Consider the following 13,150-nt stretch of genomic DNA (forward strand, 5'->3'; position numbering starts at 1 on the left):
ACACGCCGCTCCGGCACCATGGCTGGCACACGATGCCAGGCGCGGCTCACGGAATGCCAGCGGCAGCATCAGAAATGACAACGGCCCCCTCAGGGACCGTTGTTCACTCAGCTGGCGGCAACCAGCTCCGCCTCACCGGGATAATAGCCCTGTTCGGGCTCGATGCCGGGCGGATAGAGCGCCAGCAGCTCGGCCACCTTGTTGCGACCACCGCCGTTGCGGCTGATGGTACGCTTGACCAGGATCTCGTCGAGCCGGGCGCCACGATAGAGCTCGCGGGTCAACTCGATGTCATGGTTGCTGATGAGCACGGGCACCCCTTTATGGGCGGCGGTGTGGCGAGCCAGCCTGGCCAGCAGCGCCTGATCGTCCAGGGTGAAACCGCCTGCCGAATAGGTGGTGAAACTCGCCGTGGTGGAGAGGGGGGCATAGGGCGGATCGCAGTAGATCACCCAGTCTTCCTCTGCACGGGCCATGGCGTCGGCATAGCTTTCGCAGATGAACGTCGCCTTCTGCGCCTTCTCGGCAAACGCCCACAGCTCTTTCTCCGGGAAGTAGGGTTTCTTGTAGGAACCGAAGGGAACGTTGAACCCCCCCTTCTTGTTGTAACGGCACAAGCCGTTGAAACCATGGCGATTCAAAAACAGGAACAACTGAGCCCGTTCAAACCCGGCAGCGGTCTGGTTGAACTGGGTACGCAGCCGATAATAGGCGGTCTTGTGGTTGTGCTCGGCCACGAACAGCTTGCGGGCCTCGCTGATGAAGCTGTCCGGCTGCTGCTTGAGGTGGTTGTAGAGGCCAATAAGATCCGGATTGATGTCGTTGAGCACATAAGCGTCGTAATCCGTGTTGAGAAACACGGATCCCGCCCCGACGAAGGGCTCCAGCAACACACGCCCGGCCGGCAAACGCTCGGCGATCTCTTCGACCAGGGAGTATTTTCCCCCGGCCCATTTTAAAAACGCGCGTGTTTTTTTCATGGAAGTCCGGTGTTGACAAGGCTATGCCCAAAAAAGGGGGGTGATTCTACCCCCTTCTTCGGGTGGCTGGCTATTGCTTCAATTCTTTTTGTATCTGGGCGAATGACTTGGGCCAGGGTTGTCCCTTGAGCAAGGCAGGCGACAGCTTGCGAATGGCCGCCTTGGCCTGGGCACTGCTGGCGTAGTCTCCCTGCACCACTACATACCAGGGACTGCCACGGAAACGGGTCTTGTAAACCCACACCTTGCCCGCCAAGCCATGCTCGGCCACAAAGCTGTCTACCGCCTTGGTGTTGCTCGCCCCCATCAACTGGATGCTGTAGTGATTCTTCGGCTTCTTGTTGAGAGTCGCCACCGGCGTCAACGCCACCTTGGCCGCTGGGGCCGCGACCGGCGCTGTCTGCGCGCCACTGGCCGGTTGAGCCTCTGTCCGGGCGGGGACACTGTTCGGGGCCGGATTCTTGACCTGGGCCGTCGTTCCGGTCGGGACCGCACGGGAACCGCTCCCCACCAGCTCATCCACCACGGCCGTGGGCAAGGCGCCGCTGACGTTCGGCTGGTTCATCAATTTCTCGACCACTTCGTCGGAGATGACGACCCGGCGCCCCTCATAGTTGGTTGACTCCGTGGTGACCGTCTCGCTCTCGACCTTCTTGGGCAAGGGCTTGGCATCGGACTGCCAATCGCGGGCAACCTGATTCCCTGACGGGATGGCAGTGGCGCCACTGCTCGTCTGAGTACTCAAGGCCCCGCTCGCCGCACCGACGTTCACAGGATCGCTTGAGACGGGATCGGGCAACGCCGTCCCCTGGGACGGTGCCTGGGCGGGGTCCTGGCCTGCATTGTCGAACAGGGGCAGATAGCTCAAGGCCAGCAACCCGCCCGCCACCAGGGCAAGCACGATCGCTATCTTCTTGACGGGCAACTCGGCCTGACGTTTCTTGGGCCTTCTGTCGGTCATGGTATCCTCCAGTAACTGCATGATGGCTGACGGATGTCCGCCCGCCCCATTCAGGATCTCTTCCACTTTCGGCTTGGGCAAGAGGGCTGTCGGGATCTTGAGCTCTTTGGCCTTCTCATACAAGAAGATACGTTGCTCAGGAGCGCTCAGTGGCGCGACTTCCAGCTCGAGGGCTGGCATGGCTCGTCCCTTGAGGAGCGCCTTCTGGTTGCGACACCAGGCGTCATCACCCGAGAGCAGGATGGCCAGTTTATGAGGAGATGCCAGGGTATCGTTGTGACGACAGAGCGCCCACAACTCCCCCACCAGCTCGGCAGGCAAGGTATCGGCACGTTCGATGATGAGCAGCAGTCTGGCAGGCTTGTCACCCACCATGCGAAAGAAGCTGTCCGCCAGGGCATCCTGCGCGTTGAACAGGGGACGTACCACTACCTGCTGCAGCAGCAACTGGCGCACATCCGCCATCTTCATGGACGGGCTGCCGATGAGGCTGGCCACCCGCACCGCATCGGGCAGTTGGGCAAGCAGCGACTCGCACAATGTGCCACGGCCACTGCCTGGCTTGCCGGAGAGAAAAACAAAGGGGTGGTTGAACTCGATCAGGTGCAGCAGCCGGTCAACCAACTGCCGCTGAGAAGGCAGTTTGAGCAATTTATTAGTGGTCACGACCAGACTCGATCACCGCCATCAATTGCTCGTCTGTCACATCGGCCACGACCTGGGCCTGTCCGATCCCGATCGGCAGCACCAGCCTCAGTTTGCCTTCCAGCACCTTCTTGTCACGGCGCATATGGCGAATGAAGGCGGCAAAATCCATATCGGACGGTGCCTTGACCGGCAAATCGGCGGCCAACAGCAGCTCGCGGACTCGTGCCACCTCTTTCGCCGTCATGTCGCCACGGGCCAGGGCCGTCTCGGCCGCCAGCATGGTTCCCGCCGCCACGGCTTCACCGTGCAGCCAGTTGCCATAACCCTTCTCCGCCTCGATGGCATGGCCGAAGGTATGTCCCAGGTTCAGCAAGGCGCGCACGCCGTGCTCGGTCTCGTCCTGACCGACCACATCGGCCTTGATCTCGCAGCAGCGGCGAATGGCATAGGAGAGTGCATCACCGTCGAGGCGCTGCAGGCGGGTCATGTTGGTTTCAAGCCAGGAGAAGAAGGCGGCATCCCAGATGATGCCGTATTTGATCACCTCGGCCATGCCGGCGGCAAATTCCCGGGCAGGCAGGGTCTTGAGGCAGTCGGTATCGATGATCACATGCTTGGGCTGATAGAAGGCACCCACCATGTTCTTGCCGAGGGGATGGTTGACGGCGGTCTTGCCGCCGACGGAAGAGTCAACCTGGGAGAGCAGCGTGGTAGGCACCTGAATAAACGGAATGCCTCGTTGGTAGCTTGCCGCAGCAAAGCCGACAACATCGCCTATCACACCGCCCCCCAGAGCGATCAGAGTGGTATCACGACCATGACTGGTTTCCAGCAGAGCAGACATGATCCGCTCGAAGGTCGCCAGGGTTTTGTAGGCCTCGCCATCGGGCAGGATCAGGTGTTCCACCTGAAAACCGGACAGCAACTGAATGACCTGTTCAAGATACAGGGGCGCGACCACGGTATTGGTCACTATCATGACCCGCTTGCCCTTGATCGTCTGCGCCAGTACCTCGGGGCGTTGCAGCAGACCGGCAGCTATCTCTATCGGGTAGCTGCGTTCACCCAGTTCGACCTTCAACCTTTCCATGGACGTCCTCTAATGAATTACATACCAATCAACTTGACGATTTGATTAGCGACAACTTTGGCACTCTGGTCATCCGTCTGGATGACAAAATCGGCAACCTCTTCGTACAGGGCGTTGCGCTCTTGCGCAAGACGCTCAAGCACTTCACGGGGCGGCTCTTCGGTTTGCAGCAAGGGACGACGCTTGTCTCTCTGGGTTCGCGCCAATTGCTTTTCAATGGTGGTTTCGAGGTAGACCACGATGCCGCGTGCGGAGAGTTTGTTGCGGGTTTCACGGCTCTTGATGGCACCGCCACCCGTTGCCAGCACGATACCCTGCTGTTCGGCGAGCTCACCGATCACCTTCTCTTCGCGGATCCGGAAGCCTTCTTCGCCTTCAACATCGAACACCCAGCCGATATCGGCACCACTGCGGCGCTCAATCTCATGATCTGAGTCGAAAAACTCCATGTGCAGTTGTTCTGCCAGATGTCTACCTATGGTGCTCTTGCCCGCACCCATGGGACCTATCAGGAAAATATTGCGTTTCTCAGCCATGTCTTTTCGTTAGTAATTACAAACTGTATGGCCCCGGTAAACACTCGACCGGGGTACCTATGAACCTTATCTTGCGTTGGATCAGGAGGGGGATTATCTCAGTAGAAACCAGGACTGGCAACCGCAGCCCTTACGCCCCAGCCTCATCGGGGCGTAAGGTTATATGTGTTTTACTCTCACAAGTAAAGTTTTCAGAGGGCGTCGGTCACTATCCTCGGGGTCACGAAGATCAGCAGTTCACGCTTCTTGTTTTCACTGGTGGTTTTCTTGAACAGATAGCCCAACCCGGGGATATCCCCCAGCAGCGGCACCTTACTGACATCGCTCTTGATGGTCTGTTGATAGATGCCGCCAAGCACCAGAGTTTCACCGTTGTTGACCAACACCTGGGTGGTGATGGACTGGGCGTTGATGGACACCGCATCCCCGGTTCCGGTCGGCACGGTTTCCCCCTTGGTATCCTGAGTCACGGTCAAGTCCAGGATCACCCTGTTGTCCGGGGTGATCTGCGGCGTGACCTTGAGGCTCAGTACCGCCTTCTTAAAGGTGACCGAGGTCGCCCCGCTGGAAGAGGACTCCACATAGGGGATCTCGGTCCCCTGCTCGATCAGGGCCGGCTTCTGGTTGGCCGTGGTGACACGCGGACTGGCGATGATCTCGGCCTTGCTCTCCTTTTCCAGAGCCGAGAGCTCAAGATCCAAAAGGGTGCCATTGGCAAGACGGGCAACCTGGAACGCCAGCGTGCCGGCCGCGTTGGTCACCGGCAGGTTGACGTTGAGTCTGTCTTCTACGTTGGGGCGAGTGATGGTGGAACTGCCATCATTGTTTCCGGCGCCATCATTACCCTCTATGGTGCCCGAGGTGCCGTTGCCATGACCGTCTGTCTTGGTCACCCCCCAGCGCACCCCCAGAGCCTCATCGAAACCATCATCAATGGTCACCATGCGCGCCTCGATCACCACCTGCTTGACCGGGATATCGAGGATATCCAGCATCCGCTTGACGTTGCTGATGACATCCGCCGTGTCCTTGACCACCAGCACGTTGGTACGTTCATCCACGCTGACCGCCCCTCTGGGGGAGAGCAGCTTGGTACTCTCGGAGGAGAGCAGGGCCGCCACTTCCGATGCCTTGGCATAGTTGATCTGCAGATACTCGGTGTAGAGGGGAGCGAGATCCGCCACCTGGTTGCGGCTCTCCATCTGCTGTTTCTCGCGAGCGGCAATCTCGTCCGCCGGCGCCACCAGCAGGATGTTGTTGTCCAGCCGTTTGTCCAGCCCTCTGACCTTGAGGATGATGTCCAGCGCCTGCTCCCAGGGCACGCCATCGAGACGCAGCGTGATGTTGCCGGAGACCGAGTCCGTGGTCACCAGATTCAGATTGTTGAAATCGGCGATGATCTGCAGCACGGTACGAACAGGAATATCCTGGAAGTTCAATGAGATGGGCTTGCCTTGGTACTGCTTCGCTGCCGTGGTGGCCACCCGTTTTTTCACCTCGATGATGAACATCTTGTCGGCCTGATCGTAACGGTAGTCAAATTGGCCGTTCACCGAGAGCTCGAACAGGGTGTCATTGCCCTGGCGGAACACCTCCACTTGGGAGACCGGGGTAGCAAAGTCCTGCACATTGATGAGGTTGAGCTGATCATCAGGCACCCGGGTACCGTGGAACTTGGCCAGCACTTTCTGACCACGGCTGCTGACATCCACCGCCGCCGAACTGTTGTCCAGCGTCACGAGGAATTCCCCCTGCCCCTCCTTGCCACGGCGAAAATCCACGCCCTTGACCGAGTTGAAGTAGGCGCCACCCATGTTTGCCTGAGGCACGGACAACACCGGCTTGCCGGGGGCAACGGGCGAAGGAGCCACAGTAGGTGTGGAAGCCATGGCCGGCTGAGCCTGATACTGGGACTGGTTCTGGGCAACTCGCTGGGTGTCAATCAGCGCAGATTGGGTCACCGGCTGGCTTCTGACGAGCGCAGACTGGCTGGCTGCAACAGGCGCCGCCGAGGAAGCGACCGGCTGCCCTGCCTTGTCTCCCAGCGCCACCAGCAATTTATTGCCCTGCTGATGGACCTGATAGGGGGTGAGCTGATCGAGGGCGATCTTGATGTCGAGCCCCTGCCCCTTCCCCTCCACCAGGAGGTTGTTCACCCCTTGCTGCTTGATGGGCAGGGGATTGACCGTCAGGGCACCGATGGCCCCGGGTACGTGCAGCAGAAGCTGATTGGGTTCATAGGTCAACCTGTCCGTAAAACCGCTGACCGGTTCGCTGAAGCTGAGCTCCAGCAGGAGTTGATCGGCCAGCAGGGGATTCACCTTGACCTCCTGCAACGCGGGTACTGCCCACACCTGAGTGCATCCGCCCAGCCACAGCAGCGCCACACCGGTCATCCTTCTTATTGTTGTTCTCATCTCTGCTCATCCCTGATCATAGTTTTGCGTCGAGATTGGCCATGGCCAGCTGGGTTTCTCGGGTGACCCAGCATCCTTTGCCATCCGGTACCGTCTCCATCAAGTCAACATGCGTGTTCGTTATCTTGATGACCCTGCCCTGATCCAGCCCCATGTGCTGGTTGAGCCCGACGCGCACGGCTTGCCCGTCCGGGGTTTTGATCAATGCCCACAACTGCCCCTGCTTGCCGATGGAGCCTTTCATGCTCAGGCTGGCAAGCGAGTAGCGTTCCAGCACCTCCTTTTCCCGATTGGCCACTATCTGGGCACAGTCCGGCTTGGCCTTGGCATCCAGCCTGGAACTGGTTTCCGGCTGGGGTGCAATGAACGGACTACGCTGATCGCTGCGTTGATAGACCATGGGAGAGAAGGGCTTTATCTCCGGCAAAGATTCGATCGGTACCGGCTTTCTGGCCTTGGTCTGTTTGACATACTCATCCATGTCCTCCTGTCCCCCACAGGCCGTCAACAGCAGCGCCGACAAGAGAAGTACGCCCGCTCTCATGCTCATGGCTTTTTCTCCACGGTTTTGCCGTTGTACTTGTAGGTCTTGGCCTGCATGGACATACCGATCAGCTCACCCCCCTTCCCCTGGCTGAGCTGGAAAGAATCCAGGATCACGATGCGCGGCAAAGCAGCCATGTCCGCCGTGAACTTGCCAAGTTCGTGATAGGTGCCCACGACCTCGATGCGCATGGGCAGCTCGGTGGAGAACTCGTGTTTCACCTCTGGCTCCCAGTTGATCCTGTTCAATGTCAAACCGTTGTCGGTGGCAATGAAGCTGATGTCATCCAGCAAACCGGCGACTTCGTGGGTGTTGGGCAGCTGTTTGAGCTGGGTGTCGACCAGATGTTCCAGCTGGACCATCTGCTTTCTGTATGCTTCCAGGTTCGCGGCCAGCATGGCCTTGCTCTCGAATTGTCCCTTGAGCTCGGTCTCTTTTGCGGCTTCACGACCCAGAGCGGCCAGGGAATTGGCAATCACGTAGTAATAGAGTGCCCCGCCAAGCAGAGCACAGCAGAAGAAGACAAAGATGCCCTTGGCGATCGGCGGCCAGCGGGCAATGTCATTGAGATCTAGGTCGTTGAGTTGTTGCAGGTTCATTTTTGCCCCTTAGCCGCGTTGGGTAGCGCCGTGGCAATCTGGAACATCATGGAGAACTGGCTCAGGGCGATGGGGGCCACCTCGGCCGTGAAAATGGTGCTGAGCTGGGATTGTGTCAGCCAGCCGGAACCGTCGATTCGGCGCATCATGCTGGCAACCCTGCCATAGGCTTCGGTCTTTCCCTTCACGTCTATCTTGTTGTTTTGCAGAGCAAGGCTATCAAGATACACCCCGTTGGGGACCAGCACCGGCAGCTGATTGAACAGACGCACAGGGATGTTGCGGCGCATCTGCAACTGCTCGATGAGTTGCATGCGGTCAATCAACTCCTTGCGCCGCTCCTTGAGAAGCCTGATCTCCCCAAGCTGGGTGTCCAGGGTTGCCATCTCCTGCTGCAACCGCTGATTGCGCTGCTGCTGGTAGCCGATCTGCTGCTGCACCAGCCAGTCTGCGGCAAAGGCGATGGCTGCCGTCCCCGCCAGGAACAGACCGAACAGGATACCGAATTGTTTCTTCTGACGCTGCGCCCGAGCCTGCCGCCAGGGTAGAAGGTTTATATTTGACATGGTGTGAAGCTCCTCAGTGCCAGCCCGAGCGCCGTCATGTACTTGGCCCCATGAGTCAGCCCCCCCTCTCCCTGCGGCTTGCCAAAGAGTGCAAAGGGATCGGGGTGCAGCACCTCGCAGTTGAGCTCGCTGCCGATTTGTCCGGCCAGCCCCGGCAACAGGCTCCCCCCTCCGGTCAACACCAGCCTGGAGAACTCCTTGTTCCCCGAAGAGCTGCAAAACAGCTGCACGTTGCGCCGTATCTGCAACACCAGGGTGCTGAGATGAGGCAACAGGACATCCACCTCATGATCCGCAGGCAAGGAGCCCTGGAGCTTGGCCAGTTCCGCTTCTTCCATACTCATGCTGTAAAAAGAGGCCAATGCCTGGCTGTATTGATCACCACCAAAATTCTGCAACCGAGAATAGATGACCTGGCCCCGTAGCAGGGCGGCGAAAGTCAGGGCGCTGGCACCGATGTCGACGATGCCAACCGGTTTCTCCGAGGTTTGCAGGTCGGGCAGGCAAGCCAGCACGGCGCGTCCGAGCGCATGGGCCCCCACATCCACCACCATGGTCGTCATGCCTGCCTCCGTCAGGGCACTGACCCGGCCACTGACGCTCTCGGTCCGCGCGGCACTGAGCAGGACCTCCTGACGCCCGTTGTCGCCCGCCATGCCGAGGATTTCAAAATCCAGGCTCACTTCATCAAGGGGAAAGGGGATGAGCTGCTCAGCCTCCAGGTGAACCTGGTTCTCCAGCTCGCTCTCGTTGATGTTGGTATCGACCTGAATGATCTTGGTGATGACGTTGGAACCGGTCACGGCCGTGGCCACGTTCTGGCAATCCCCTTGCACGAGCCGCTTGAGCGACTTGAGGGACTGACTGACCCGTTCAATGTCCTGAAGTTGATAGTCGACCAGCGTTCCTCTTGGCATGGGGATCTCGGCAACCGAGCCGAGGTGCACCTTGCCGGGACGTCCGCTGATGGTGACGGCCTTGATGGTTTGACTGCCAAAATCAATGCCCGCCATGGAGACGAGGGATCCCTTACTTAATAGCCCAAACATATACACATCCATGCGTTATTGGGTTTTCGGACTTATTGTAGGACAGCGCGTCATGATGTGACGGCTTAACTCAATATAATGCTCTATCTATCAATGTCATAAAGTTTGTGTCAAAAGTTGACGCCCCTCTCCTTTCGGCCTTGATTGCGGCCCCCTTGGTAATTGTGCCCTGGAGTGCTACCCTCCCGCCTCTTCTCGGGGTCGCCTGTTTGCGGACAGGAAAACCTCGAATCCGCGAGGGTAAAAAGGCTATACTCTGCGCCCGTTGGCTAATTTTAAGACGATTGGTAGTTCTTCCATGCTGAAATGGCTCGTTCGCCTGTTTATTGTCATGATGCTGGGTGCTGTGCTGGGCGTTGCCAGCCTCATCGGCATCTACTTCTACATCAAGCCCCAGTTGCCGGACGTCAGCGCCCTGCGCGATGTCAAACTGGCTACCCCCATGAAGGTCTACAGCCGGGACGGGGAATTGATCTCCCAGTTTGGCGAAATTCGTCGCATCCCCCTGCGGCTGGACGAAATTCCCCAGTCCATGATCGATGCCGTACTCGCCACCGAAGATGCCCGCTTCTATGAGCACCCGGGCATAGATCCCATCGGCATCATCCGTGCCGCCACCGTCTGGGCCGTCTCCGGCCAGGCGCGTCAGGGCGCCAGTACCATTACCCAGCAGGTGGCCCGCAACTTCTTCCTGAGCAACGAGAAGACCCTGGTACGCAAGATCAAGGAAGTGTTCCTCGCCTGGCGCATCGAGCAGAACCTCTCCAAGGACGAGATCCTCACCCTCTATCTCAACAAGATCCCCCTCGGCTACCGGGCATTCGGGGTCGGCGCGGCCGCCCAGGTCTACTTCGGCAAGGAGGTCAAGGATCTGACCCTGGACGAGATCGCCATCATCGCGGGTCTCCCCAAGGCACCCTCCATGCTGAACCCGATCCGTTCCCCGGAGCGCGCCTTCGCCCGCCGCAACGTGGTGCTGGGTCGCATGCTGGAAACCGGCAAAATCACCCAGGCCCAGTATGACGAAGCCTCCAAGATGCCGGTCAAGGCCCGTTTTCACGGTGCCGAGACCACGCTGAACGCCCCTTATCTGAGCGAGATGGTGCGCCAGAAGATGGTGGAGCAGTTTGGTGAAGATGCCTACACCATGGGGCTGCACGTCTATACCACTGTCACCGCCAAGCGTCAGCGCGCCGCCCATCAGGCGCTGCTGGACGGTGTCTTCGACTACGACACCCGCCACGGCTACCGTGGCCCGACCGCCTTGCTGTGGAAAGCCGGTGAAACAGCCTGGGACTACGAGCAGATCATGGCCCATCTGGCCAAGCAGCCGACCTATCAGCCCCTGATGGCCGCCGTGGTCACCCAGCTCGGCGACAAGAGCGCCACCCTGGTGCTCAAGAATGGCAAACAGGCCGAACTGGGCTGGAATGGCATCAAGTGGGCGCGTGCCTTCATCACCGACGATCGCCAGGGCTTTGCCCCGAAATCGGCGCGGGATGTACTCAAAGTCGGCGCCCAGATCTGGGTCAGGGAGAAAGGGGAAGAGTTACTGCTCTCCCAGATCCCCGACGTCAACGCCGCCCTGGTGGCCATGAACCCGCAAGACGGCGCCATCGAGGCCCTGGTCGGCGGCTTCAGCTTCGAGCTCTCCAAGTTCAACCGGGTCGATCAGGCCCGTCGTCAGGTCGGCTCCAACATCAAACCGTTCCTCTATGCCACCGCGCTGGAGCAGGGCTATACCCTGGCGTCCCTCATCAACGATGCACCGATCAACCAGTGGGATCCTGCCAAGGGCCCCATGTGGCAGCCCAAGAACTCGCCCGCCATCTATGAAGGGCCGACCACCTTGCGCCTCGGCCTTGCCAAGTCCAAGAACGTGATGTCGGTCCGGCTGATGCGCGCCATCGGGCTGGATACCTATATCGACGGCCTGACCCGCTTCGGCTTCGCCCGTGATCACATTTCCGCCAACGAATCCCTGGCGCTGGGTGCGGCGGAGTTTACCCCGCTGGAAGTGGTGCGCGGCTACTCGGTGCTGGCCAATGGCGGCTTCCAGGTCACCCCCTACTTCATCACCGAAGTGACTGACAGCTTCGGCACCCCCCTGTTCGAGGCCAACCCGGCCGCCGCCTGCCGCGACTGCGGCGTGCTGGCCGCCGCCGGTCTCGACAGCGCGGATGCCTATGCCAATACCACGGCAGACTGGAAGGCCCAGTGCCCCATCGATCCTGTCGTGCCCAACAACATGGCACCGCAGACCATCAGTGCCCAGAGCGCCTTCCTCATCACCGACACCCTGACCACCGCCATCTGGGGTGGCAATGGCTGGCGTGGTACCGGCTGGCGGGCAGCCCGTGACCTCAAGCGTCACGACATCTCGGGCAAGACGGGGACCACCAACGAATCCCGGGATGCCTGGTTCTCCGGCTATACCCCGAATCTGGTGGCCACCTCCTGGATCGGTTTTGACAACCACCAGCGCGGTCTGGGCCGGGCCGAGTTTGGCGGTGGTGCCGCCCAGCCCATCTGGATTGACTTCATGAAGACGGCTCTGCAACAGGTGCCCGAGCGCAAGATGCCGGTCCCCGAAGGGATCATGCAGGTCCGCATCGATCGTGAAACCGGTCTGCTGACCAATCGCGCCGATGGCAGTACCACGGAGGAGTTCTTCAAGGAGGGCACAGAGCCCACCCGCTACGCGAGCCAGATCTCCGATGGCAACCAGGTGTATGGCGGTGACGATGCGACCACAGACGGTCCCGTCTCCACCGACGACATCTTCTAGGTCCCCCTGGAAACAACAAAAACCGGCGCCCAGGCGCCGGTTTTTGTTTCGGGATGACGAGCGGGCTGCGTCAGCCCAGCAGGGCTTTCATCAGACTCGAGATGCGGGCCGCCAGCTCATTGAAGCAGGGGCGGCGCACCGAGTAGTGACGATAGAGCAGGGAGATGGTGCGCCCCGGCACGGGGTTGATCACCGGGCGATAGCTGACGCCCCCCTCCTCCGGGTTGGCGGGCACGGCGAGCCTGGGCACCAGCGTCATGCCGCTGCCAGCGGCGACCATGTTGCGCAAGGTCTCCAGACTGGTGCCCTTGAAGCGCTGATCCTCACCGATGCCCGCGGCAAAACAGAAACCCATCGCCTGATCCCGCAGACAGTGACCGTCGGCCAGCATCAGCAATTTCTTGCCCTTGAGATTGTGCAGGGGCACCGCCTTGGCGCTCGCCTCCGGGTGATGCTGGGGCACGGCCAGCCACATGGGCTCCTGATAGAGGGGGATGGCGCCAAACCCCTCCATCCCTTCCAGCTCCGCCAGCACGAGGCAATCCAGCTCCCCCTCCTCCAGCCGCTTGAGCAGCACCTGGGTCTGATCTTCGTAGAGGTAGAACTCCAGCTTGGGGAAGTGTTCACGCAGATCCTGGATGATGTGGGGCAGCAGGTAGGGGCCCACGGTGGGAATGAAACCGATGTGGATCTCGCCGGACATGGGCTCGGCGAAGTGCTGGCCTATGCTCTTGAGCTCTCGCGCCTCTTTGAGCACCTTGCGCGCCTGACGGGCCATGGCATCGCCGGCGGGCGTGAACAGCACCTTGCGGGAGGTGCGCTCGATGAGGATCACTCCCAGTTCATCTTCCAGCTTGCGCAGCTGGCCACTCAGGGTCGGCTGGCTGACAAAGCAGCGCTCCGCGGCCTTGCGAAAGTGTTTCTCCTCTTCCAGCGCTACCAGATATTCGAGATCGCGAAGGTTCATAGGTA

11 protein-coding genes are annotated in these 13,150 nt (G+C 59.9%); 1 reads left to right on the forward strand and 10 read right to left on the reverse strand.

Annotation, left to right across the window (positions count from 1 at the left end; all coding sequences use genetic code 11):
- Positions 1 to 107: 107 nt before the first annotated feature.
- From AB5Y47_RS16765 to tapM, 9 genes are all read right to left on the reverse strand, one after another.
- Positions 108 to 980, reverse strand: coding sequence for a Dam family site-specific DNA-(adenine-N6)-methyltransferase (locus AB5Y47_RS16765; protein ID WP_049636544.1), 873 nt, complete (start codon positions 978 to 980; stop codon positions 108 to 110).
- A 70-nt stretch (positions 981 to 1,050) separates the two neighbouring features.
- The gene (locus AB5Y47_RS16770) at positions 1,051 to 2,607 is read right to left on the reverse strand and encodes an SPOR domain-containing protein (RefSeq protein WP_319910381.1); all 1,557 of its coding nucleotides are present in this window, start codon (positions 2,605 to 2,607) and stop codon (positions 1,051 to 1,053) included.
- Positions 2,597 to 3,679, reverse strand: coding sequence for a 3-dehydroquinate synthase (gene aroB, locus AB5Y47_RS16775; protein WP_049636546.1), 1,083 nt, complete (start codon positions 3,677 to 3,679; stop codon positions 2,597 to 2,599). Before aroB ends, AB5Y47_RS16770 begins: the two co-directional genes overlap by 11 nt.
- Positions 3,680 to 3,696: 17 nt before the next feature.
- Complete coding sequence (gene aroK, locus AB5Y47_RS16780; protein ID WP_010673824.1) at positions 3,697 to 4,215, reverse strand: shikimate kinase AroK; 519 nt, start codon at positions 4,213 to 4,215, stop codon at positions 3,697 to 3,699.
- Positions 4,216 to 4,406: 191 nt separating this feature from the next.
- Positions 4,407 to 6,632, reverse strand: a complete 2,226-nt coding sequence (locus AB5Y47_RS16785; RefSeq protein ID WP_216943953.1) for a type IV pilus secretin PilQ — start codon at positions 6,630 to 6,632, stop codon at positions 4,407 to 4,409.
- Positions 6,633 to 6,648: 16 nt separating this feature from the next.
- On the reverse strand, positions 6,649 to 7,176 hold the full coding sequence (locus AB5Y47_RS16790) for a pilus assembly protein PilP (RefSeq protein ID WP_029314119.1): 528 nt from the start codon (positions 7,174 to 7,176) through the stop codon (positions 6,649 to 6,651).
- 2 nt (positions 7,177 to 7,178) lie between these two features.
- A complete protein-coding gene (gene tapO, locus AB5Y47_RS16795) occupies positions 7,179 to 7,775 on the reverse strand; it encodes a PilO family type IV pilus biogenesis protein TapO (protein WP_041212566.1) in 597 nt (198 codons plus the stop codon).
- A complete protein-coding gene (gene tapN / locus AB5Y47_RS16800; protein WP_010673820.1) occupies positions 7,772 to 8,341 on the reverse strand; it encodes a PilN family type IV pilus biogenesis protein TapN in 570 nt (189 codons plus the stop codon). The genes tapO and tapN overlap by 4 nt, the downstream gene beginning before the upstream one ends.
- The gene (gene tapM / locus AB5Y47_RS16805) at positions 8,329 to 9,390 is read right to left on the reverse strand and encodes a PilM family type IVa pilus assembly protein TapM (protein ID WP_043155967.1); all 1,062 of its coding nucleotides are present in this window, start codon (positions 9,388 to 9,390) and stop codon (positions 8,329 to 8,331) included. Before tapM ends, tapN begins: the two co-directional genes overlap by 13 nt.
- A 298-nt stretch (positions 9,391 to 9,688) precedes the next feature.
- On the opposite strand from tapM, the gene AB5Y47_RS16810 reads away from it, so the two are divergent.
- The gene (locus AB5Y47_RS16810; RefSeq protein ID WP_010673818.1) at positions 9,689 to 12,178 is read left to right on the forward strand and encodes a penicillin-binding protein 1A; all 2,490 of its coding nucleotides are present in this window, start codon (positions 9,689 to 9,691) and stop codon (positions 12,176 to 12,178) included.
- A 70-nt stretch (positions 12,179 to 12,248) separates the two neighbouring features.
- On the opposite strand, the gene oxyR is transcribed toward AB5Y47_RS16810, so the two are convergent.
- Entirely contained in the window at positions 12,249 to 13,145 is an 897-nt protein-coding gene (oxyR, locus tag AB5Y47_RS16815; protein WP_010673817.1) for a DNA-binding transcriptional regulator OxyR, read from the reverse strand.
- Positions 13,146 to 13,150 lie beyond the last annotated feature (5 nt).

The organism is Aeromonas sp. R7-2, from assembly GCF_040908105.1.
Classification (GTDB): domain Bacteria; phylum Pseudomonadota; class Gammaproteobacteria; order Enterobacterales; family Aeromonadaceae; genus Aeromonas; species Aeromonas caviae.

Coding starts and splice junctions, on each gene's coding strand:
- tapN (WP_010673820.1), bottom strand. CDS start 8,341: ATGTCAAATATAAACCTTCTACCCTGGCGGCAGGCTCGGGCGCAGCGT.
- AB5Y47_RS16790 (WP_029314119.1), bottom strand. CDS start 7,176: ATGAGAGCGGGCGTACTTCTCTTGTCGGCGCTGCTGTTGACGGCCTGT.
- AB5Y47_RS16765 (WP_049636544.1), bottom strand. CDS start 980: ATGAAAAAAACACGCGCGTTTTTAAAATGGGCCGGGGGAAAATACTCC.
- tapM (WP_043155967.1), bottom strand. CDS start 9,390: ATGTTTGGGCTATTAAGTAAGGGATCCCTCGTCTCCATGGCGGGCATT.
- aroB (WP_049636546.1), bottom strand. CDS start 3,679: ATGGAAAGGTTGAAGGTCGAACTGGGTGAACGCAGCTACCCGATAGAG.
- tapO (WP_041212566.1), bottom strand. CDS start 7,775: ATGAACCTGCAACAACTCAACGACCTAGATCTCAATGACATTGCCCGC.
- aroK (WP_010673824.1), bottom strand. CDS start 4,215: ATGGCTGAGAAACGCAATATTTTCCTGATAGGTCCCATGGGTGCGGGC.
- AB5Y47_RS16785 (WP_216943953.1), bottom strand. CDS start 6,632: ATGAGAACAACAATAAGAAGGATGACCGGTGTGGCGCTGCTGTGGCTG.
- oxyR (WP_010673817.1), bottom strand. CDS start 13,145: ATGAACCTTCGCGATCTCGAATATCTGGTAGCGCTGGAAGAGGAGAAA.
- AB5Y47_RS16810 (WP_010673818.1), top strand. CDS start 9,689: ATGCTGAAATGGCTCGTTCGCCTGTTTATTGTCATGATGCTGGGTGCT.